Consider the following 21,099-nt stretch of genomic DNA (forward strand, 5'->3'; position numbering starts at 1 on the left):
GGTAGTAGTCATTGCTGAAGGATCAGCATGCGTACAGGCGACACGCCTGAAGCACGTCCTATTACTTACCACGATTCATATTGTACTAACCTCACCAAAAAATAGCAAGTTAAATTGACTAGATTCTTGCTTTTGTAATAATTCACCTATTCCCTATCCCAATACCATTCACACAAATCTAAAATAACAAAATGCCGTAATCCTAGACACAACAAGAAAAAGCGAGCATGCGCCCGCTTTACTGTTTCTTTACTTTTTCTTAAATTTTACAACGATGTAACAAAATCAATTGAAAAAGTAATATTACTATACGATTTCTGTTAAAGGTCTAAGTGTGAACTCTACATCTTGCGATATTTTCTCCTGAGCCTTTTGACCAAGCTAATTAGTTGGTCAAGCAAGTCCAGATTAGTCTTGCTTAGCTGCAGGCTCAACTGCAGATTCTGCTGAATCATTAAAGATATCAGTAACAGTGCGTTCAATGTATGCAGCTGATTGAGGAGTGTGATAATATGCAACACCGTCTTTCTCGAATGCATCGGCTTCCGCAATCGTGTTCATCGCACCGCGTACTTGATCCGCAGTTAGATTATCGACTGCATCCCCCAATGTAATACTAATTTTCTTCTTTTCTCCGTTCAAGAAAGTTAACTTCATAGTCTTAGTAGTTTTAGCCATCATTTTTTCTCCTTATTTCCTAAATATGTTCGTTAATTTATTCAGCTGCTGGTACAAGACGTGACTTCTGCACTAAGTATGCTTCATCAAGTGAGTCTTCTTGCAAACTAGCAATTGCTTGACCCACCTTTTGCAACTCATCTGCCTTAGCGCCAGTCTTCACGTTCTTCAAATTGCGGGTCTTTTGACCATTCTTGTACTTCTTATTGCCAAATACATATTGGATTGATTGTTCAGTTAATTCGTAATTCATGTTCTTCCTACCTCTTAATAATTAGTTAAAATTGAGTATTTTGTAATCAACCTGCCGGCCAGATGTCTTACACTATAACTAACGATTCAAAGTCACCAATTGGCTCAAATTCGTTAATATTTTTTCTAAGATAAGGGAGAGTTTATTATTATGAAGAAATTAGTCTTTTGGGGTGTTATTGCTGCAATGTTCATCTTAGGTGGAGGTGGCGCCGGTGCTTACATTAGCCATGCCAACACTCAAACGCACAATAATACTTCCTATAATAATTCCAATAAAAAGAACGCTGATCCTGACCAGCAAAAATCTAATAATTCTGATGCAGATTCTAACAAAGATAATTCTAGTCAGGATGATTCTGCAAAATCCTCATCTGATAAGGATAAAGAGCAGTCCAAGAAGTCCAGCTCATCAAACAAGAAGTCAGATGATCAATCAAGTTCTTCATCTTCTTCAAGCGATCACCAGCAGGAACAATCATCCAGCAGCCAATCCAGCGCAGCTTCCTCAAGCAGCAGTCAATCATCTGCCGCAAGTTCCAGCTCTGCTGCTGATGATAACAAGTAAGCAAACGAAAAAGGAGCCAATTTGTGGCTCCTTTTGTTTGTGCTCACTGTATTCACAGTATATACTTAAATAATAAAATATTTTTAGCATAAGGAAGGCTTATTATGATAGTCAAGGCTAGAAAACAAGGAAATTCAATAGTGCTTACCATTCCAAGTACTATCAAAGTTCCACTTAATACAGAATTCTCTGTTGATGTAAATAAAAACGGTGATATTGTATACAAAAGAATTGCTAAAAACAATTATGATTTATGGTCAGACCCCGCTTATGACGATTATGATTATGATACTGAAATAAAGCGAGAATACCAAGAATTAGGATACAATCCTAGAGAAGTCAAACCTGTCGGAAAGGAACTAGCAAATGAGAAGGATTGATGTCCATCAAGGTGACATAATAATGATCGATGCTGAACCACATGCTGGTCACGAAATGGGTGGACATGATCCTGAAAAAGGAAATATTCGTAGACGCTATTTAGTAGTGAGCAGACATGCTTACACTAAAAAGTCTGGATTAGTAATAGGACTAGCAATTACTCATAACCATATTACAGATGATCCATTTAGATTCTATGTGCTAGATTATGCTAGTCACACAAATGGAGATGCATTATTATTTCAAATGCTATCGTATGATTTCATTGCCCGTCATGGAAAAATAATCGGCCACATAAAAGAATCAACAGAATTCGATAATTTACTCCAACAAGTAAGAAATATTTTTTCAAAAGAATAATTACTTAAATTATCATCCATCAACCAATCCAGCGCGGCTTCCTCAAGCAACGATCAATCATCTGCCGCAAGTTCTAGCTCCGCTGATGACGAGAAGTAAAAAATAGCCGTTACTCACATTGAGTAGCGGCTATTTTCATTAGACCTAGGCTTCTTTCATCATTTGTTCAATTTGATCCCGGGAAACAGAATCATGGTAGTCTTCTGTCAGATCCTCCAAAGTTTTGGAATCTGATACACCATAGCTTCGGTTACGACGAATGATCTTCTTAATTGCATTCACTGTTGCACTTAAAATTCCTTTTTCTTCACCGTATTCACGCTCTTCAGCTAGCTTAGTCTCATAGTCCATAATAGTATCCCTCCAAATTGGATCTGCGTTCATTTCTGTGATTTTCTGTCGAATTTTTTCAATAATTCTAGCCCCAATTAAGTTCATCATACTTTGCTTGAATGAAATCTCTAAACAAAGGTAAGGTAAAACCGACCTTTCCCCTAATTATTGGCTTAATTAGATCATATTTAATTAATTTTGCACGATAGCTATTAACATACTGCTTACTTTTTTGCATAGTCCTAATAATTGAACTAATACTATTATCTTGCGCCATAGCGTACAAAAATTGAAAATCCACATCCGTTAATTCATGAGCAATTACATCATACGCTTGGTTGAAAAGTACATCACGGAATCTAAGTTTAGTATATTCCAAAGCTTTTTCAAACGTCATCTTTTGACTCAAATTTTCATACATCAAATCTCCGATCAATTGAAATGCATAAGCATAGCCTTTTGACATATCTGCCAAAATTTCTGCTTGCTTAGCTGTTATGTCTAATACATCCATGTAAGTTCTGGCAATTGACGACGCAAATAGTTTAGAGACGTGAAACCTATCCGCCCGAACCAAGAAGGTTAAATTATGTGTGCCTGATAGTTCCGCCACTTCACTTAATAGTCCGGTCATAATCACTGAAACTTGATAGTTATTTAGGCTCCAGTCGTTGAATTCCTCAGCCAATTTTTGAATTGTGGGTGTATTTGACACTTCATCAATACAAAATGCAACACGAATCCCCACTTTGTTCAAAGCTTTAAGAATCTTGTTAATTTCTACTTTATAATATATTTCATCATGCTTTTCATTTGCTTCAGTGAAATCTACTGATACAAAAGGAACTTTAATAGAAATTGATGGCGTCCATTTTTTGATTTTATCTAGCATAGGCACTAGCTTGATATACATCATTCGAAAAAGATCATCAGAATTGTGCAAAGTGACTACCATAGTATCTTTATATTTTTTTAGTTCTTTACCCACTTTGTTCATAAAAACTGTTTTTCCTGAACCTCGTACCCCTGTAATAAAGAGAGAATAAGTTGGATGTTTCTTGAGACGATGGGCTCTTTGAGCAAATTTAACTGCATCATCATTAAAATCAAGATATAGCTCTGGGATCCCGCCAAATTCAGCATCAAAAGGATTTTCATTATACATATTTTCCCTCATTTTACTTCATTTTACTTTTTACATTTATATTTTACTTCATTTTACTCCATTTTACTAATCAAAACTGACTTCTATACTTTTGCATCTCTCAACCACTTCTATTTGCTTTTATTTGTAGAAGTCTGTAAAATTATTATTGACTTTGTATCTATTTATTTATAAATAAAGGGGTAACAACTTTGACTGAAGAAGAAAAGAACGCTCAAGCTCAAGCTAATAAAGAAAATGAAGAAAACGACGACCTTAAAGTCGTAATGCCAGAAGCTAACAGGACTACTATGCCACAGGAAGAATTCAAAGAACAACCTGATTACTTAAAGGTCTTCGCTAACTTCTACATCGCTGAATTCGATGAAGACGATCTTGAAGTTATCAACCTTTACGATGAAAATCACAACATGGTTGATATCAATCGCTATGTTTTAAACAACATCCACTTCCCACGCAAGAAGTTGGTTGATCATGTGTTACAATACCACGACTACAACTTTAAGGACTTGCTTAAGACCATGGAAGAAAAGACTGGTGTTAAGCCAGAAGAAATGCTTACTTATGAAGCATGGGAAAAATGGGACGAAGACCAACGTACTAAGATTCCTTCATCACTTTCATAATTTATATCAAAAAGGCTCCCTGTATGGGAGCTTTTTTACTGCATATTTTTTATTATAATGCACTAACTTTATCATCACCAAATTCTAGATTCAATTTCTGACAAATCTCACTTGCATTGTCCAGCGAAATAGACGAAAATAGGTACAACAAGGGAAAATGTCATCGTGGCATTTTCTTTTTTTATTAAAACTACAATTTTGTTGTGGGAGATAACGAGATGATGAATAATAAAGCTAAACGCATGAGCGCGGCTGGCTTACTGATCGCCATCGGTATTGTTTACGGCGATATCGGTACTAGTCCGCTTTATGTTATGAAATCAATTGTCGAAGGCAATGGCGGCATTGGTAATGTAAATCGTGACTTTATCATTGGATCAATTTCATTGGTTCTTTGGACTGTAACGCTACTAACTACCTTACAAACCGTAATTATTGCCCTCAAGGCAACTAACCACGGAGAAGGTGGGATTTTTGCCTTATACACATTGGTTAGAAAACGAGCTAAATGGCTGGTTCTACCAGCGCTAATTGGTGGAGCCGCTATTTTGGCCGATGGTACTTTAACTCCAGCAGTTACAGTTACAACTGCGATTGAAGGACTGAAAGGACTGAACTTTGGCGGCAATGTACCCGTTTCTACTCAAAACATGGTTATTGCCATCACTGTAGTCATTCTGCTAGTTCTGTTTTCTATCCAAAAAATGGGAACTAGTATCATTGGTAAAGCCTTCGGCCCAATCATGTTCCTTTGGTTCACTTTTTTGGGCGTAATGGGTGTAATGAACATGGCTGGTGACTGGTCAATCTTGCAAGCAATCAATCCCATCTACGCTATTAGGTTATTAGTTAGTCCATATAACAAGGCAGGTCTCTTTATTTTAGGATCAATCTTCCTGGCTACTACTGGTGCTGAGGCCCTATATTCAGATGTTGGTCACGTTGGTAAAAGCAATATTATTGGTTCTTGGCCATTTGTTTTTGTTTGCTTGTCACTCAACTACTTTGGTCAAGGCGTTTGGATTTTGAACAACCCAACTTACCGTCCTGCAGACGGCGGTGTGCTCAATCCATTCTTTGAAATGATCCCAGCTAACATCAGATTGTTTGCCATCATTTTGGCTACTATTGCTGCTGTTATTGCTTCTCAGGCCCTAATTACTGGTTCATTCACTTTAGTTGCAGAAGCTTCAGGCTTGAAGTTCTTGCCAAGAATGAACATCAACTACCCATCTAACGAAAAAGGACAAATTTATATTCCTTCCATTAACAAGGGTATCTGTGTTGCTACTATCGCAATCGTCTTATACTTCCAAACTTCAGCTCACATGGAAGCAGCTTATGGTCTGTCCATTACAATTTCAATGTTAATGACTACCATCCTGCTTTATGAATGGTTAGTAATGAAGAAAGTCAACACTGTTTGGAACTGGATCTTCTTGATCTTCTTCGGTGTCCTTGACATCATGTTTATGATTTCAAGTTTGACTAAATTTACTCATGGTGGTTACGTTTCACTCTTCATCGCTGGTGCTATCGGCTTCGTAATGTATGTTTGGTATTACGGCAACAAGGTTCGTGACAAGCGTGAAGCTCGCAATGCTTACGTTCGCTTAGATGAATATACCGACATGTTAACGAACTTAAGTCACGATGAAAATTACCCAACTTATGCTACCAACTTGGTTTACATGGCCAACGTTAAGTACAACAAGTTTATCAAACGTGAAATCCTGTACTCAATTTTGGATAAAAGACCTAAACGAGCAAAGGCTTACTGGTTTGTCACTGTCAATGTTACTAACGAGCCATTTACCGCTGAATATGCTGTTAACACTTACGGTACTAAGAACGTGATTAACATTCAGCTTTATCTTGGATTCAAGAAGCAGACCAGTGTGAACGTCTACATTCGTCAGATTGTTCACGACTTGATTGCTGACGGAACGATCGAGGCACAACCACAGGAATACACCACTACCCCAGGACGGGACGTTGGTGACTTTGCCTTCGTAATTGTTCAAGACGTAATTAGTCCGCAAACGCAATTAGTAGGATATGAAAAATGGTTAGTCGAAGCTCGTGTTCGTTTGCAGAACCTTTCTTCCAATCCTGCTTCCTGGTTCGGATTGGAATACGCTGACACAATCATCGAGCGGATTCCATTAATCCTTGGTCGACCAAATCCATCCTATATTAAACGGATTAAACCAAAAGATTATTCCAACGCTAAAACAAAATAACCATCAAAAAAAGACTCCGAACAGGAGCCTTTTTTAGTGCAAAAAATTTATTAATGGGTAATAAGTTATAAAGGGCTGCAGTGTAGTAGCAGCACTGTAGTCATTCTTATTATAGAAGCTTATATGTAATTTAGCTAATTTTTCATACTCGATATTAAGAAAAGTTACTTACCAAATTACTACTCTCTTTTCAGGAGCAAGCCACATACCATCATTTTCAGTCACATCAAAAGCCTTATAGAATTCTTCTTGGCATTGTGATTGAACGTTGGCACGCTCTGGACCGGGTGCATGAACATCAATAGATACTTGTGTCTTGATTGACTCTGGCAATTGTTTAGTTGCCCAAACGCGAGCAAAGTTTTCAAACAACTCTTGCATTGCCTTCTTATCAGCACCTTCACCCTTATTAGCTTCAACAGCAGCAGTTAAACCACCTTGGTCGGCAATATTTTCAGACACGATTTGCTTACCGTTCAAGGTTACAGGGCCATATTCAATACCATCAAACAAGTCGATTTCAGCTTGCGTTCTCTTCTTGAATTCAGCAAAATCTTCATCAGTCCACCAATTCTTCATGTTACCAAACTCATCGAATTGAGCACCGTTATTGTCAAAGGCATGAGAAACTTCGTGTGCAATAACAACGCCGATTCCACCATAATTAGTAGCACGACTTTGTTTCAAGTCATAGAATGGTTTTTGCAAAATTGCAGCTGGGAAAGTTAAATCATTTCTTTGTGGGTCGTAACATGCATTAACCATATCACCTGGCATCAACCATACCGTACGGTCAACATCTTGGTACAATTTCTCAAGATTGTACTTAATTTGTTCCCGACCAAATTGCACTTCATTTTCATAAAGGCTAGCAGTTGGATCAACTTGTAAACGGTCATAGATTTCTTCAATCTTGTCTGGATAACCGATCTTTAAGATCAAAGCGCGCAACTTAACGATTGCCTTATCCTTAGTTGCTTGAGAAAGCCATGAATTTTCACGAATTCTCTTTTCATAAACATCAAGCATCTTGTGAATCATATCAGTCACGTCTGCTTTAGCTTCTGCGCCAAAGTAAGTTTGACCATAGTAGACACCTACTACTTCGCCGAAGTCACCATTAGTAATATGATATGCCTGCTTAACGCCACTTGAAAGCTCAGGTTGGCCTGACAAAGCTTGACTAAATGGAAAGGCAGCTTCACGGAAATCTTGTGACAAGCTGTAAGCTACGCCATTAATAAACTTAACCAGCATCCAAGCCTTAATTTCAGCAAAGTTTTCTTCATTCAACAATTCTTCCGCGTGATCTAAGTAACGTGGTTCAGTTGAAATTACCCGTTCTGGCTTCTTGGTAAATAATCCGCCCAAGAAGTAATCCATCTTGAAGGAATCGAATTTTGCTTCAAAGTCAGTCAATGAAACTGGATTATAAGTTGCTGGATAATCAGCCCATTCTTCAGTTGACTTAACTACCTTAGCAATCTTAGCGTCATACTTAATTGCCAAGCCAGCGTAATCTTCTGCGTCCTTTTCATCAAGTCCGGCCATTGTTAACAACTTAATAGATTGCTTTTTCAAAACATCCAATAACTTCTCAGCAGCTGGAGTCTTGTAAGTAGTCGTATCTGGCAAGAAAGTACTTGGACCACCAAAATTCAATGAGTGAATCTTAGTATTCTTCATATCTGCTTCAACACTGAAAGCAAATGGAACGGCAAAACCATTCTTGTAAAAATCTGCTGCCTTCAAGTTAAAGTCAGCGAAGTTGCGCAAGTCTAAAATTTCGTGCAAATCTGCCTGAATAGGTGCGGCACCATCCGCATTTCGCTTGTCAAAGTTTTTAGCAACCTTGTAAAGCTCAACTGCCTTCTTGAAGTTAGGCACAGTAGGCAGTTCCTTCTTACCAGCAGCAAAATCTGCAAAATCTTGCATCAAGTTCTTTTCAATATTAAGATCGATCCCATCAAATGAACTGGTTCTTGAACGATCAGATGGAATTTTAGCCTTTTCCAACCATTCTGAGTTAACAGCCAAATATAAATTATCTTGTAGACGCGCTGAAGTATTAGCCTTAGTAATGTCACCAGCACCGCCGCGTACGTTAAAATACATTAAATTACCTCCCTAGTGGAAAAATTTTTCATATAAAGACATGATAGCATTATAAAAAAATTAACGCTATCATGTTGTTTTTATTTTACAAATAATTTTAGTTTTTTCTGTAGTTTCGCATGCATTGGAATAAGCATGACTAAAAGCAAAAAGATACCAATTGCAGCAACAGCAAAGAATTGAATATAGCCGAAATCTTCAATGATTAAACCACCAAATAACGGCCCTAGAGCTCGACCAATTGACGATGCAGACAAGGTTAAGCCTTGATACTTGCCCTTGCTAGAATCGGGCGACAGATCATTTACATAAGTTGGTATCGACGGCATTGCGGTTGCTTCACCTAAAGTTAAGATAACCATGGATAAGGCGAAATGTGCAAAATCTTTGGCAAAAATCAAAGTAACAAAAGAAATTGCAAACATCAAAGTGCCAAATAAAATTTGTCTAAATAAGCTCTTAAAGATAGTAAAACGACTTAAGATAGCTTGCACGATGACAATAATTCCGGCATTGATGGTCCATAACAAACTATACAGATGAAAAGGAATGCCCAAAGAAACCATGTATACAGACAAGTTTGATTCCCAGTTCATGTACATCAACCAAATTACAGCGATCGTAACAAAAAAGCCAATTGACATAATCAGATTGTATTTAGGCATCGGCTCAAAGGCCTGCTTCTTTGATTCGCCCTTGTTAGCCAAACGCTCCTTGTGGAACTGAATCATTGGCCGATAATTAATAATTGCGTTAACGCAAACGCCAACGAATAAAAGACCAGCAATGACAAATAATAAAGTCACTGAATAATCATAAAGATAACCTACTGCTAATGTCCCACAAACGACCCCAACATTTTGAGCAAAATAGATCATATTGAAGACATAACGACCTGGCTTAGATTTAATACTAGTAGCAATCGAGTTAATCAATGCTCCATTCCAGCCGCCCAAAAAGCCAGTTAAAGTCATCCAGAGCCAATATAACGGCCAACTATGATTCAAAGCCATGCCAAATAAGACAGCCGCATCTAAAGCAGCCCCCACAATCAGCAAGACATATGGATCCATATGGTCATAGCACCAGCCTGAAATAAATGACCCAATCATATTTGCAACACAGTTGAACAGCAAAACGACACCCACTAAAGCTAGTGAAACGCCAAGATGGTCGTGCAGGTAAACTGAAGTCAATGGCCAAATGAAGCTGGAACCCAGCCACGTTAGTAATTGGCCTAGAAGAAGCCAATGCAATTTGATTTCATCAGCTGGTTGTTTTCCATGTGCTGTGCGCATTTTCTCTCTTCCCTTCTTTTTAATCATTCTCTCAATCTAGTCTAGCAAGAATTGTGATTTTTTGCACGAGGGCAAAAGAAAAAGCTGCATCCCTTACTAGAACACAGCCCAACAAGTTAAATTTTTTTCTTTTCTTCAGTCCAGCTTCTAATTTCCGTCACATCTTGTGCTACCTCAAGACAACCCAGATACTTTCCATTTTTATCACGTACTGCATAATAGCGTAGGTATAAGCAGCGCTTCATCTTGTGTGGAGTAAAGTGAAACTCATACTTGTCAACTTCACCTGAATGAAATTGCGCAAAAATCTTTTTAATTAACGGTCTACTTTTAGCAGTATGACACGAGAATACGTCATTGCCAATAGCATTGCGCGAGTGCGGATAAATCTCAGCACCGCCGCCAAAATAAGCTACCTTATCGTGTTCATCAATAAAGGTCAATGCAAATGGCAACATATCCAAAATTGCATTTAACTGCTCTAAATTTAACCTTCCTTCTTCAAAATTAATGAGGAAGGATGAAAGATTGCTAACAGAAATAGGCCCTGCTTCTTTTTTGGCTTCCTTTGGCTTCCAATTCATTGGCTTGCGAATCAGGGTATAGCCAATCTGACTCTCTTCGCGTTTAACGTTGTACCAATCATCTTGATCAGCTACCTCGTCTATCATCGGAATCATAATGCTCTCCTCTTTAAAGATCATCTCAAGCACTTCATGACTCGCCTTTTTAATTGCCTCAGCCAACTGATCTTTATCTGGATGCTCCTCACCAGCAATCTTGCTTGCATCCCCAATTAAATCGCGAATATCATCATCAACGCCCCACATCACTTCGGGCGGAGCTGTAATGCCATATTTATTCATTAATGGAAAAAGCGAGGTCTCCTTACGTCGGTAATGCTTATCGATTGTTGCCAAATCACTCAATTCTTTTCTGATTTTATCCAGTGTATCTTGACCTGCTTGATACTTTTTCAAATCTGGCAAGAGTGCGTCATTAACCAATGATTTCAGTACCATATTTTCCAGCTTAATCGTATGCACCGGGTGCCCCGGAGTAGCAAAATCAGGATTTACCGCATTCTCCTTGATATTACCCTTAAAGACATCGGCATGCACATTACACAGGTATTGAATCTCTGCTGGGTTTAACCCCTGCTTGATTAATTCGCGCTCTGCCGCTGTGATTTCGGCCACATCAACCTGATCGAATTCTTCTTGAAACATCTTCTTTGCGGTCGCAAAATCGCCGCCGTTTTGAATATAATGCAAAATTTTCAGGATTGCGTCCTGTCTTTTTTTATCAGTCATTGATTACCTTGTATCCTTTATCTTCAAATGCTTTTTTCACTTTAGCCAAATCAAGTTTCATTGCCTGGGCTCCCAATGGAATGGTCATCACACGCCCCACCGTTTTAAGCAATCCAGGAATTTTAATTCTAGTAAAACCACAATCGTACATAATTTGAACAAAGTCAGGGTATTCATCTGCCATTTTCTTGATCGGTACTGAAAAGTCGATAATCTTCTCTTTGGTGGCTTTCTCCTGCTTAATTTGATCATCATGGTTAGTTACACCTAATTGCTTTTTAGCTGCACTAGAAAGACGCTCTGTCGTCCAGACGGGATACCAGACCAACTTAATGTCACAAGACTTAATTCCAGCAACTGAAAGAACAGCTTTTTGAATATGTTGTTCCAAATAATCAGATAAAGGGCAACCCATAATTGTCAAAGTCATCTTAATGGTTGCCTTATCTCCTTCGATATCGATGCCATAAATCAGACCAAGATTTACTACATCAACTTGTAATTCTGGATCAATCACTTGGGTCAAGGCCGTCATGATTTGATCAACTTGTTTAATATTTTTTTCTTCCATTTTTTCACCTAGCAAAAAAGTCCAGAAAATCATTCCGGACTTTAGTTTATCTTATTTTTGCAATTTATCCCAGATGACAACCTTGCCTGCCTTCATCGACTTTGGCACATCAATAATTCGTTGGTTACTAGAACCTCTGAATTGCAGGGTTAAATCCTTTAAATCATTCATAAAGCGGCCATCAACTAGAATATCTATCTTAGACAACATTTCCTTTTTATCAGGTGTTTCTTTTTGCAATTCATCCCAAGTATATCCAGACCAGGACCAGATGTCCTTACTGTGGCCAAATTCTTTTCGAATTCGGTTAATAATTCTTAAACAAACCCAAGTATTCAAGAATGGCTCTCCACCTAGTAAGGTTAATCCCTGCACGTATGGCTGGCCCAAGTCTTTAATAATGCGGTCTTCCAATTCTTGCGTATATGGAAAACCATAATTAAAGTTTTGGGCTGCTAAATTATAGCAACCAGGGCAATCGAACAAACAGCCTGAAACATAAAGACTACATCTAACGCCTTCACCATCAACAAAGTTAAATGGCTTATAATCCGCAATTTTATGTTTAGAATAATCCTCAGTCTTCCACTCTTGTGGTTTTGGATTTTTCGGCTTGCGGTGCATTCTTTTTAACTCACGTTGGTGATCTAACTGTGGCTTATATTGGTCAGGATCCACAAACATGGTATCCCCACCCATATTAACCTTGATCAAATTACTCCGGATATCTGGTCCTTCTTGAGTGTTTTTATCTTTTTCAGGCATTAGTACTCACCGTTTTTTACTTCTTCTTCGGTAGCTAAACTATCTTCCATGCCAAAGTCCATATGCTTAACCCGGTGCACGATTTCTTCATGACGACCGTGAACCATTGGCCGCTTCAATGGGTTGCCCAAGTAGCCACAAGTTCGCTTGACACAATCACAAGTAGCAGGATCATGATTACCACACTTAGGACATTCAAAACCCTTGGCAGTAGACTTGAATTCACCAGCAAAACCGCACTTATAACATTTATCAATTGGCGTATTAGTTCCTAGATAGCCTACCTTGTCATAAGCCCAATCCCAAACTGCCTCAAGGGCTGCTGGATTTTGCTTCAAGTTAGGGTACTCACAATAATGGATAAAACCACCTGCAGCATAATATGGATATGGTGCTTCAAAAGTCAACTTTTCAAATGGGGTTGGGTGCTTACGAACATCATAGTGGAACGAATTAGTGTAGTATTCCTTATCAGTGATGTCCTTCACCTTGCCAAACTTTGCCGTATCGAGCCGGCAGAAGCGATCAGTTAGACTTTCACTAGGAGTTGAGTACAAACTGTAATGCCAATGATATGGGTCCTCTTTTTCCCACTTAGCACACAAGTCATGCATTTTCTTCACGATCTCAATTGTAAAATCATGTGCTTCTTCATTGTGTTCCCAATCAGGACCATAAAAGACTGTCCCTACTTCGTACAAACCGATGTAGCCTAACGAAATCGTAGCTCGACCATTTTTGAAAAGCTCGTTAACATCATCACCTGGCTTAAGTCGTTTACCAAAGACGCCATATTGATACATAATTGGCGCATTTTCGGGCTTAGCTTGAATTGCACGTCTACCCTTAAAGGCTAAAGCTTGGTGGCAAGTCCGCATTCTAGTATTGAAGATTTCCCAGAATAACTTCTTATCGCCATGACTCTCCATGGCAATTCTTGGCAAGTTAACAGTTACAACACCCAAGTTCATTCTGCCCGAGTTAACTTCCTTACCATTTTCATCCTTCCAGCCTTGTAAGAATGAACGACAGCCCATTGGAGCCTTGAAAGAACCTGTAATTTTCTTGATCGTATCATACATTAAAACGTCTGGATACATCCGCTTAGTTGAACATTGAATAGCCAGTTGTTTAACATCGTAGTTAGGGTCCCCTGGATGTAAGTTCAAGCCCTTCTTAATGGTGAAAACTAATTTAGGGAAAATTGCGGTTCTGCGTTCTCTACCCAATCCTTTAATTCTGATACGCAAGATATCTTTTTGAATTTCTTTTTCAATCCAAGAAGTACCTAAACCAAAACCTAAAGTAGTAAATGGCGTTTGCCCTTGGCTAGAGAACATGGTATTAATCTCATATTCCAAGCCTTGCATGGCATCGTAAATGTCCTTCTTAGTTTGACTCTTAGCATATTCTTCCAGCTTTTCAGGATCATCAATGAACTTGCCAGCATCCTTTAAATGCTTTTGGTAGTTTTTCTCTGCAAAAGGAGCCAACACTTCATCAGCTCGATCAAAAGAACAGCCACCATATTGACTAGAAGCTACATTAGTAATAATTTGCGTAACTTGATGTGTAGCCACATTGATTGAGTTAGGACTAGTCATATAGGCATTTCCAATCTTGAAGCCATTAGTTAGCATATCCTTAAAGTCAATCAAACAGCAGTTAGTCATTGGTGAAAGTGGTGTGTAATCCAAGTCATGCCAGTGAATATCACCGCGCAAGTGGGCTTTAGCAATGTGCTCAGGCATCATGGTCAAACCAACTGTTTTACCAACGGTCCCGGCAGTTAAATCACGTTGAGTACTGAAGACCTCACTATCTTTGTTGGCATTCTCGTTAACAATCGTTGGGTCACCATTAACCATTCGCTTTAACCGTGCACGAGTATCGGTTTGTTTAATCCATTCCTCTTCATCGTGCTTGCGGTATTGCACATAAGCTTTAGCTTCATCCAAATAACCCAACTCATTTAGGCTATCTCTAAAAGCAACTGCTACATCTTGTGCATTTACTTCATCAGCAGCATCTAGTTTAGCCACAATTTTTTCAATTACAGCAGGTGCTACATTATCTAAATCTAGGTTATGCAAAACCATGTTGAGTTTAAAAATTGCGAACGGATACTTTGACCCATCACGTTTAACGAAAGTTTTAGGCGTATTAAATTTTGTTACATTTTGTTGGTTAAATTCTTCTTTTAGCATTTCAATCACTCCAAATATCGTGTCTTTATCATAGCGCAAAACACAACATCTTGTATTATGTTCAAATATAGATGAATATATCTTGTATTAACCAAAAGACCATTAAATTAGGAAATGATTCAGCTAAAATTTTTTTAGAAAAAAAGAGAGGCATTTTTTACCTCTCAATTTAAACTATTTGTTTAATTTTTTATTTTCTTCGTCAAAGATCTTACCCTTATTAACTTCATAGTAAGTCTTGTAACGTTTGAAGTAGTTATGGAACATGTACTTCATCAATAACCAGCGCTTGAAGTTTCTATCCTTGTCATAAAAGACAGTAGTACCATAGCGGCCCTCACGAATAAGTTCGTCAGCAGTCGTCTTATAGTCGTTGTCATAAGCATAATTATTGAAGATCTTCTTAGGCACGCCTAACCAAAGCTTGTATTTAGATTCAAGCTTATTACCATAAACTGTTTCCTTATCTTTCAAGGCATCTTCAACATAGTCATCAATGTACCATTTAGCCAAGTTGTAACCATTCAAAGTTACGTAGAAGCTAGAACGTCCCTGACGTAAGTTGATTTCGAAGAACTTGAATTCACCATCACGTGGATCATATTTGATATCAAAGTTGGCCATACCAGTGTAGTTCAACTTTTCAAGGAATTGTTGTACTTCTTCGTACAATTTTTCATTGTACTCAGGCAAAATCGCCATGTAATTACCAATTGATTGTGGAGTTGGGTCTTCCAATAATGGGTGCCCTAAACACATCATTTTTACTTGGTGGTTCTTATCAACATAAGCATTCAAGGTCCGCATGTTAGAATCATCACCAGGAATAAAGTCTTGCAAAATAAGGTCAGCGTTGTAGCCATGAGTATAAATCTTAGTTACGATATCCTTAAATTCAGCCTTATCTTGAATGGCAAAAGTCTTCTTCCGACCTTCAAATTGACACTTCAACCATGAAACTGGATCTTCCGGCTTTAATTCCACTGGGAAATCAAATGGGACATCCTCGTACTTACCTGACTTGTAGTCATCCATCGTAATGATCTTAGTCTTAGGGTAAGGCAAGCCATATTCTTCCGCAATTTCATAAAAGCCTTCCTTAGAGATTAATTTTTCAAGTAAGTCATATTTTATGTAAGGAACGATAAAGACCTTTTTCAATTCATCTTGGTGCTTAGAAAGCAACTCAGCATAGCCATCACCACAAGCAATCAAGATAACTGGCTCCTCGTGATTCTTGTATTCTTCCATCTTTTTGTGCATCACGTCCATAAAAGTAGGATCACTACTAAAGCCATGATGCAATTCAACGTCCACAATGCTTGAATAACGAGTAGCAGCAAGTTGAACGTCAGCTAAGGCCTTCACTTTAATGCCATATGCTTCATTAAATGAACGTGCCATACCATACACGTTGATATCACTACCGAGTAAGATCGGCGTAAATTTTTTACTCATCCTCAAAAAATCTCCCTAGAATTATAGTAATTTACCCTGTGAAATTAGCTTAGCAACTTCAGGTTGCACGTGTTGATATTTCTTAACTGTGTTTTCGTAATCAACAAAGAACAACTTGTACCAAACAAGGAAGGTGTAGATAGTCCAGATTTGACGTCTATGTGAGCCATCACCTTCATAGTTGTCGTCAAGTAACTTGATAATCTTCTTTTGGTCAAAAATATCGTTGACAAATTCTTCTTCAAAAAGAGCATGAACTTGTTTGTAAAAACGTGGTTCCTTCAACCATTGCTTAATTGGAGTTGGGAAGCCAAGCTTAGGTCTCTTAGCCCACTCATCAGGCAATACCTTCTCTGAAGCCTTACGAAGTGCGTACTTGGTATCATGACGGTTAACCAAGTACTTGGTTGGGATTGAGTTAGCTAATTCTGCGATCTTCTTATCAAGATATGGAACACGAACTTCAAGTGAGTGAGCCATTGAAATCTTATCGGCCTTTTGTTCAATATCGTTAATCATGAAGTGGTGCAAATCGATGTATTGCATTTGCTTAACGTTATCGATGCCCTTAACCTTCTTGAAGTCCTTTTGGTAAATGCCGTTAACAGTCAACTTATTGCGGTAAGTTGGTTGCAAAATGCTGTTGGCATCCTTTGAGGTAAAGATAGTTGGGTAATCCATATCGTAAATTACTGATTGACCAACGTAGAATTCACTTGGTTCAGCCAAGTTGGTGTACATGTGAACTTTACCTGGGAAATTAGGCATCTTCTTAATCTTGTGGGCCAACTTAATTTGCTTCTTCTTAGGAAGTTTCTTAAGTTCGCTAGTGAAGATCTTAATGATATCGTTATGAGTGTGCATCCCGTAGTTAACGTAGCCAGCAAACAATTCGTCGGCACCTTCACCAGAAAGTGCAACAGTAACGTGCTTACGAGCTAACTTACACAAGTACCAAAGTGGGATGATTGATGGGTTGGCATCTGGTTCATCCATGTGGTATTGCATTTCTGGAAAATCACGCATAGCTTCGTCGGCATCAACCTTGTCACTGTAGAACTTCCAGTGGTTGATGTCAGCTAATGCCTTAGCCTTTGAAGCTTCATCGTAAGTTGAGTCATCAAAACTTACTGAGAAAACATCGTCTGGGTTAAGCAAAGTAGTCAAGTATGAAGAGTCAATACCTTCTGACAAGAATGCACCCACCTTAACATCAGCGTTTCTATACAAATCAACCGTTTCTTTCAAATCTTCGTTGATCTTTTGCAAAGTTTCTTCAAAGGAAAGGCTATTTTCTTTATATTCAGCATCCCAGTATTGGTGGGTCTTCATCTCGCCATCTTTATATTCGAACCAATGACCGGCTGGAAAACGGTAAACGCCCTTAAAGAAGGTTTCTTCTAGGTCATTGTATTGGTTCATCAAATATGGCTTAACTGCTTCAACGTTTAATTCGCGCTTAAACTTTGGAAATTCCAAGAAACTCTTAAGTTCTGAACCAACAAGCAAGTGTCCATTTTGGTTACTGTAGTACATTGGCTTAATCCCAAAGAAGTCACGGGCACCATAAAGGGTCTTATTGTTGTCATCCCAAATAAGGAAGGCAAACATCCCGCGAACACGTTTAAGTAAGCCATCCATGCCCCATTCTTCATAGCCGTGCAATAATACTTCAGTATCGGCCTTAGTAGAAAAGACGTGACCTGCCTTAATTAATTCTTCTCTTAATGGTTTAAAGTTATAAATTTCCCCATTAAAAATAATTGCTCGAGTTTTATCTTCGTTATAAATAGGTTGACTGCCCCCACGAAGGTCAATAATTGACAATCTTCTAAAGCCAAGGGCAACTTCATCGTTAGTATAATAACCGTCAGAATTAGGTCCACGGTGTTTAATTGCAGCCATCATTTTACCAATGACAGCTTGTTTTTCATTTATCTTTGGATCATAAAACGCGACAATTCCGCACATAATTTAAATTCCCCTAAGTCAATTCTCTAAATCTTAATATTTGCTATAATATTCACTATTTTTTACTTTAACTTTTTTATTATAAGCTAAACACTTGTAATAGCCAAATACCTTTACTATTCCTTAACTAAATGAAATACACCCGGCGTCTAGAAGCTGCACCATAGCCAAAGGATTGAATGCGGTGTCGTTTTAAATCGACGTTCACAATATAACCCGCAAATTCATTATTTTGATCAATTCTTCGGTCTAAGTTTTTGTTGTATTTAGTTGTTAGCGAATGATTTGGCCCCATCAAGGCAGAACAGTTAAACAAAATATATTGAATCCCGTTGATCCGATACTGGTCTTCACGATGCCGATGTCCGCAGAAGTAGGCAATAATTCTCGCATTCTTGATATTGGTAAAATCAAAATCATTTGATAAACGAAATTCTGTTGGAACACCATTGCTAGCGTGCATTCGACCTTTTTCACGTTGATTAAAGGCAACTAGCAGTTCGTGCAAAGAGCGGCCATTATACTTAAGTGCATTAGACCCCTTTCGATTAATCGGGTTGGCATGGGACATGAAGATGATCTTTTTGTTGGAAGAATTAGCCAAAATTTCGATAATTTCCTCAATTTGATCTTCACGCACAGCCAATACAATCTTATTGTCATAGCGCTTTTGCCCGCGGTTATTTAATTCATATGGAACATCTGACGTATTAACTGAAATCACCCGCACGTCATCTAAATCAAAGTATGCTACCCCGTGCTGGCGCGAAACATAATGAATTCCTCGTTGCCGGTACATATCGGGCCACATAATATTTTCGAATTCATTTTCTGGAAATGAGGCTTTTAAATCATGATGTTCATCAAACTTATCATTTTCATCATGATTACCCTTGATACTCAAGTATGGCACCTGATCCGACTTAAAAGACTTGTTCAGCTTGACCAATTCACTTTCACTGACCAGACCAGCATCGGAGCCATCGATCCAGTCACCTAAGTGGACTTTTAAATCTAGCAAGCCAGATTGATCTAAATAAGAAAATTCTTGCACATGTTGCAGCCCATTAAAGCCATAAAAATCGCTGCTATCTTTATCTTTAAAGTGAGTATCTGTAATTACACCGATATTGACCGAATTAGTGCCTGGGCGAATATGCTTTTTCACTTCCGTAGTGAAATTATCCAAGTAATTTTCCACCCAATAACGGCGCCCTGTCTTCTTATTATGAAAGGCACGAAAATGACCTAGTTTCGCATTATACTTGCGTAAATATTCCGGTGCTAATTTCGTTGTACTCTCTGGACTAAGTGCTTGTCGCAACACGCCGTCTTCGTCTTGATAAACGGTTAAAACATAGTCCTTACCATGCGGCGTACCATCAACGGCACCAACATGATATTCTCCAACAGTAGTATATTTTTGCATCGGATCAAGCAATTCACTATCTTTATCCATTGCAGAGCGTTTTTTGGCGCCAACGATTCGATCAACTATTCCCTTTATGTGTTTAAACAAATTCATCTTTTCGCCTCAAAAAAGCAAAAAAAGCCGGCCGCTTACCAGCCGACTCAAATAATTTATGCGTTGTGTGCTAAAGAATATGCGGCAAGTCCAATTGATAATACAGCATCTTTAGACAATACTTCTTGCAAGTCCTTAGCTGCAATTGCTTGAACCGCACCAATAACTTTCAAGCTGTAAACAATTTCACGATAATCAGTAGTTGGATCGTATAAATCATCTTCATATGGATTCTCATGATTGTAGGTCAAGTTGATCTCGTCCTTATCAACAAAACCATCAACATGGTTAGTTAAAATGCGATCATGCAAATCAGTCAACTTACTGTCCATCTTGATCAAAGTTAGTTTGTGATCGCTTTCAGCTTCATAATATTGTTCTTCAGTCATGTCGAAGTAATCCTTGATTGGGTTATTTAAAACGCCCAAGTTATCGATTACTTTGTAAACAGCTTCAGCGCCAAAGTCTTGTTCGCCATTTAAAATTTTATCTTGTGATAAGGCTAAATCATCAGCCAACATCATGGTATCTAATTTTTCCATAGGATCCTCCTCGAAATTCACACCTAATTATAGCAAAAAAAGCTGTTAAAACCCTTATTTCGCACATAAAAATATAATTTCTCAAAAAATAATCGCATTTTTTTGCGTAATAAATAATAGAGGGGTAAAACATTACTTACATAGAAAGAGAGAAAAATATGAATCAAGAAATTATTCGCTGTCCATGGGGCGATACAAAAGACGAAGCAGTACAGGAGTATCACGATCATGAATGGTGCAAACTTAATCTAGATGAGTCACATTTGTATGAAATGCTTGTGCTCGAACTTTTCCAATCAGGTTTAAGCTGGTCCACAGTTTTGCATAAACGCGACAATTTTAAAGCTGCATTCAAAAATTGGCAGATCTCTGAAGTCGCAAAGATGACCGATAAAGATATCGAGTCATTAATGCAAAACAAGGGCATTATCCGTAATCGAATGAAAATTAATGCTGCTGTTAAAAATGCTCGGGCATTTTTGGCAATTGAACAAAAATATTGTTCAGTCGCCAAATATTTACAAAATTTTGTACCTACTCCAATTGTGCATGATATTGCCAGCTTTGATGACGTTCCCGCTTCTAATGACCTATCGCAGAAGATATCCAAACAAATGAAAAAAGATGGTTTTTCCTTTGTGGGACCTGTAGTCATTTATTCCTACTTGCAGGGAATCGGATTAATTAATGATCATCTTAATCAATGCCAATTTAAATTTCACGGCTAA

General features: G+C 38.2%; 20 protein-coding genes. 6 read left to right on the forward strand and 14 right to left on the reverse strand.

What is annotated here, in order from left to right; all coding sequences use genetic code 11:
* Positions 1-408: 408 nt before the first annotated feature.
* Together CP363_RS00385 and CP363_RS00390 are read right to left on the reverse strand one after the other, a co-directional pair.
* Positions 409-681 (reverse strand): DUF2922 domain-containing protein, encoded by a 273-nt coding sequence (locus CP363_RS00385; RefSeq protein ID WP_005724048.1) that lies wholly within the window; start codon positions 679-681, stop codon positions 409-411.
* Positions 682-715: 34 nt separating this feature from the next.
* Positions 716-931: a hypothetical protein gene (locus tag CP363_RS00390; RefSeq protein WP_005718397.1), complete on the reverse strand. Its 216-nt coding sequence runs from the start codon at positions 929-931 to the stop codon at positions 716-718.
* Between the two features lie 150 nt (positions 932-1,081).
* Here CP363_RS00390 and CP363_RS00395 point away from each other — a divergent pair, with 150 nt between their 5' ends.
* The 3 genes from CP363_RS00395 (at position 1,082) to CP363_RS00405 (ending at position 2,239) form a co-directional block, all read left to right on the forward strand.
* Complete coding sequence (locus CP363_RS00395) at positions 1,082-1,498, forward strand: hypothetical protein (RefSeq protein ID WP_089142948.1); 417 nt, start codon at positions 1,082-1,084, stop codon at positions 1,496-1,498.
* 104 nt (positions 1,499-1,602) lie between these two features.
* Entirely contained in the window at positions 1,603-1,878 is a 276-nt protein-coding gene (locus CP363_RS00400) for a hypothetical protein (protein WP_013085715.1), read from the forward strand.
* Positions 1,865-2,239, forward strand: a complete 375-nt coding sequence (locus CP363_RS00405) for a type II toxin-antitoxin system PemK/MazF family toxin (RefSeq protein ID WP_023488853.1) — start codon at positions 1,865-1,867, stop codon at positions 2,237-2,239. Before CP363_RS00400 ends, CP363_RS00405 begins: the two co-directional genes overlap by 14 nt.
* Positions 2,240-2,383: 144 nt before the next feature.
* Here the strand turns inward: CP363_RS00405 and CP363_RS00410 are convergent, their stop codons facing one another.
* Positions 2,384-2,590: a hypothetical protein gene (locus CP363_RS00410; protein ID WP_013085713.1), complete on the reverse strand. Its 207-nt coding sequence runs from the start codon at positions 2,588-2,590 to the stop codon at positions 2,384-2,386.
* A 67-nt stretch (positions 2,591-2,657) separates the two neighbouring features.
* Complete coding sequence (locus CP363_RS00415) at positions 2,658-3,737, reverse strand: NB-ARC domain-containing protein (RefSeq protein ID WP_005721691.1); 1,080 nt, start codon at positions 3,735-3,737, stop codon at positions 2,658-2,660.
* A 191-nt stretch (positions 3,738-3,928) separates the two neighbouring features.
* Between CP363_RS00415 and CP363_RS00420 the strand changes: the two genes are divergently transcribed.
* Complete coding sequence (locus CP363_RS00420; protein WP_089150198.1) at positions 3,929-4,363, forward strand: hypothetical protein; 435 nt, start codon at positions 3,929-3,931, stop codon at positions 4,361-4,363.
* A gap of 221 nt (positions 4,364-4,584) precedes the next feature.
* Positions 4,585-6,606, forward strand: a complete 2,022-nt coding sequence (locus CP363_RS00425) for a KUP/HAK/KT family potassium transporter (RefSeq protein ID WP_057726953.1) — start codon at positions 4,585-4,587, stop codon at positions 6,604-6,606.
* Between the two features lie 168 nt (positions 6,607-6,774).
* Here the strand turns inward: CP363_RS00425 and CP363_RS00430 are convergent, their stop codons facing one another.
* From CP363_RS00430 to CP363_RS00475, 10 genes are all read right to left on the reverse strand, one after another.
* Complete coding sequence (locus tag CP363_RS00430; RefSeq protein WP_054832988.1) at positions 6,775-8,721, reverse strand: M13 family metallopeptidase; 1,947 nt, start codon at positions 8,719-8,721, stop codon at positions 6,775-6,777.
* Between the two features lie 80 nt (positions 8,722-8,801).
* Positions 8,802-10,019, reverse strand: coding sequence for an MFS transporter (locus CP363_RS00435; protein ID WP_013085707.1), 1,218 nt, complete (start codon positions 10,017-10,019; stop codon positions 8,802-8,804).
* A gap of 116 nt (positions 10,020-10,135) precedes the next feature.
* Complete coding sequence (locus tag CP363_RS00440) at positions 10,136-11,332, reverse strand: DUF438 domain-containing protein (protein WP_005718386.1); 1,197 nt, start codon at positions 11,330-11,332, stop codon at positions 10,136-10,138.
* Positions 11,325-11,903 carry an iron-sulfur cluster assembly protein gene (locus CP363_RS00445; protein ID WP_005721695.1) on the reverse strand — a complete coding sequence of 193 codons (579 nt, stop codon included), beginning with the start codon at positions 11,901-11,903 and terminating at the stop codon, positions 11,325-11,327. The genes CP363_RS00440 and CP363_RS00445 overlap by 8 nt, the downstream gene beginning before the upstream one ends.
* A gap of 51 nt (positions 11,904-11,954) precedes the next feature.
* Positions 11,955-12,668, reverse strand: a complete 714-nt coding sequence (gene nrdG, locus CP363_RS00450; RefSeq protein WP_005718384.1) for an anaerobic ribonucleoside-triphosphate reductase activating protein — start codon at positions 12,666-12,668, stop codon at positions 11,955-11,957.
* Positions 12,668-14,875 (reverse strand): anaerobic ribonucleoside-triphosphate reductase, encoded by a 2,208-nt coding sequence (gene nrdD / locus CP363_RS00455; RefSeq protein WP_005718383.1) that lies wholly within the window; start codon positions 14,873-14,875, stop codon positions 12,668-12,670. Before nrdD ends, nrdG begins: the two co-directional genes overlap by 1 nt.
* Before the next feature lie 174 nt (positions 14,876-15,049).
* Positions 15,050-16,333, reverse strand: a complete 1,284-nt coding sequence (locus CP363_RS00460) for a hypothetical protein (RefSeq protein ID WP_005718381.1) — start codon at positions 16,331-16,333, stop codon at positions 15,050-15,052.
* A 21-nt stretch (positions 16,334-16,354) separates the two neighbouring features.
* Positions 16,355-18,304 (reverse strand): asparagine synthase (glutamine-hydrolyzing), encoded by a 1,950-nt coding sequence (gene asnB, locus CP363_RS00465; protein WP_098035684.1) that lies wholly within the window; start codon positions 18,302-18,304, stop codon positions 16,355-16,357.
* A 127-nt stretch (positions 18,305-18,431) separates the two neighbouring features.
* Positions 18,432-19,829, reverse strand: coding sequence for a metallophosphoesterase (locus CP363_RS00470; RefSeq protein WP_098035685.1), 1,398 nt, complete (start codon positions 19,827-19,829; stop codon positions 18,432-18,434).
* Positions 19,830-19,885: 56 nt separating this feature from the next.
* A complete protein-coding gene (locus CP363_RS00475) occupies positions 19,886-20,371 on the reverse strand; it encodes a hypothetical protein (RefSeq protein ID WP_089142945.1) in 486 nt (161 codons plus the stop codon).
* Positions 20,372-20,529: 158 nt separating this feature from the next.
* Here CP363_RS00475 and CP363_RS00480 point away from each other — a divergent pair, with 158 nt between their 5' ends.
* A complete protein-coding gene (locus CP363_RS00480; RefSeq protein ID WP_005727464.1) occupies positions 20,530-21,099 on the forward strand; it encodes a DNA-3-methyladenine glycosylase I in 570 nt (189 codons plus the stop codon).

The sequence above is a fragment of the Lactobacillus sp. UMNPBX12 genome, assembly GCF_002553955.1.
Lineage (GTDB): Bacteria > Bacillota > Bacilli > Lactobacillales > Lactobacillaceae > Lactobacillus > Lactobacillus crispatus.

What these genes read in the sequence shown, in the direction of transcription:
- nrdD (WP_005718383.1), bottom strand. Translation starts at nt 14,875, where the DNA reads ATGCTAAAAGAAGAATTTAACCAACAAAATGTAACAAAATTTAATACG.
- CP363_RS00385 (WP_005724048.1), bottom strand. Translation starts at nt 681, where the DNA reads ATGATGGCTAAAACTACTAAGACTATGAAGTTAACTTTCTTGAACGGA.
- asnB (WP_098035684.1), bottom strand. Translation starts at nt 18,304, where the DNA reads ATGTGCGGAATTGTCGCGTTTTATGATCCAAAGATAAATGAAAAACAA.
- CP363_RS00390 (WP_005718397.1), bottom strand. Translation starts at nt 931, where the DNA reads ATGAATTACGAATTAACTGAACAATCAATCCAATATGTATTTGGCAAT.
- CP363_RS00440 (WP_005718386.1), bottom strand. Translation starts at nt 11,332, where the DNA reads ATGACTGATAAAAAAAGACAGGACGCAATCCTGAAAATTTTGCATTAT.
- CP363_RS00445 (WP_005721695.1), bottom strand. Translation starts at nt 11,903, where the DNA reads ATGGAAGAAAAAAATATTAAACAAGTTGATCAAATCATGACGGCCTTG.
- CP363_RS00480 (WP_005727464.1), top strand. Translation starts at nt 20,530, where the DNA reads ATGAATCAAGAAATTATTCGCTGTCCATGGGGCGATACAAAAGACGAA.
- CP363_RS00415 (WP_005721691.1), bottom strand. Translation starts at nt 3,737, where the DNA reads ATGTATAATGAAAATCCTTTTGATGCTGAATTTGGCGGGATCCCAGAG.
- CP363_RS00430 (WP_054832988.1), bottom strand. Translation starts at nt 8,721, where the DNA reads ATGTATTTTAACGTACGCGGCGGTGCTGGTGACATTACTAAGGCTAAT.
- CP363_RS00470 (WP_098035685.1), bottom strand. Translation starts at nt 19,829, where the DNA reads ATGAATTTGTTTAAACACATAAAGGGAATAGTTGATCGAATCGTTGGC.
- nrdG (WP_005718384.1), bottom strand. Translation starts at nt 12,668, where the DNA reads ATGCCTGAAAAAGATAAAAACACTCAAGAAGGACCAGATATCCGGAGT.
- CP363_RS00395 (WP_089142948.1), top strand. Translation starts at nt 1,082, where the DNA reads ATGAAGAAATTAGTCTTTTGGGGTGTTATTGCTGCAATGTTCATCTTA.
- CP363_RS00425 (WP_057726953.1), top strand. Translation starts at nt 4,585, where the DNA reads ATGAATAATAAAGCTAAACGCATGAGCGCGGCTGGCTTACTGATCGCC.
- CP363_RS00405 (WP_023488853.1), top strand. Translation starts at nt 1,865, where the DNA reads ATGAGAAGGATTGATGTCCATCAAGGTGACATAATAATGATCGATGCT.
- CP363_RS00410 (WP_013085713.1), bottom strand. Translation starts at nt 2,590, where the DNA reads ATGGACTATGAGACTAAGCTAGCTGAAGAGCGTGAATACGGTGAAGAA.
- CP363_RS00475 (WP_089142945.1), bottom strand. Translation starts at nt 20,371, where the DNA reads ATGGAAAAATTAGATACCATGATGTTGGCTGATGATTTAGCCTTATCA.
- CP363_RS00435 (WP_013085707.1), bottom strand. Translation starts at nt 10,019, where the DNA reads ATGCGCACAGCACATGGAAAACAACCAGCTGATGAAATCAAATTGCAT.
- CP363_RS00400 (WP_013085715.1), top strand. Translation starts at nt 1,603, where the DNA reads ATGATAGTCAAGGCTAGAAAACAAGGAAATTCAATAGTGCTTACCATT.
- CP363_RS00460 (WP_005718381.1), bottom strand. Translation starts at nt 16,333, where the DNA reads ATGAGTAAAAAATTTACGCCGATCTTACTCGGTAGTGATATCAACGTG.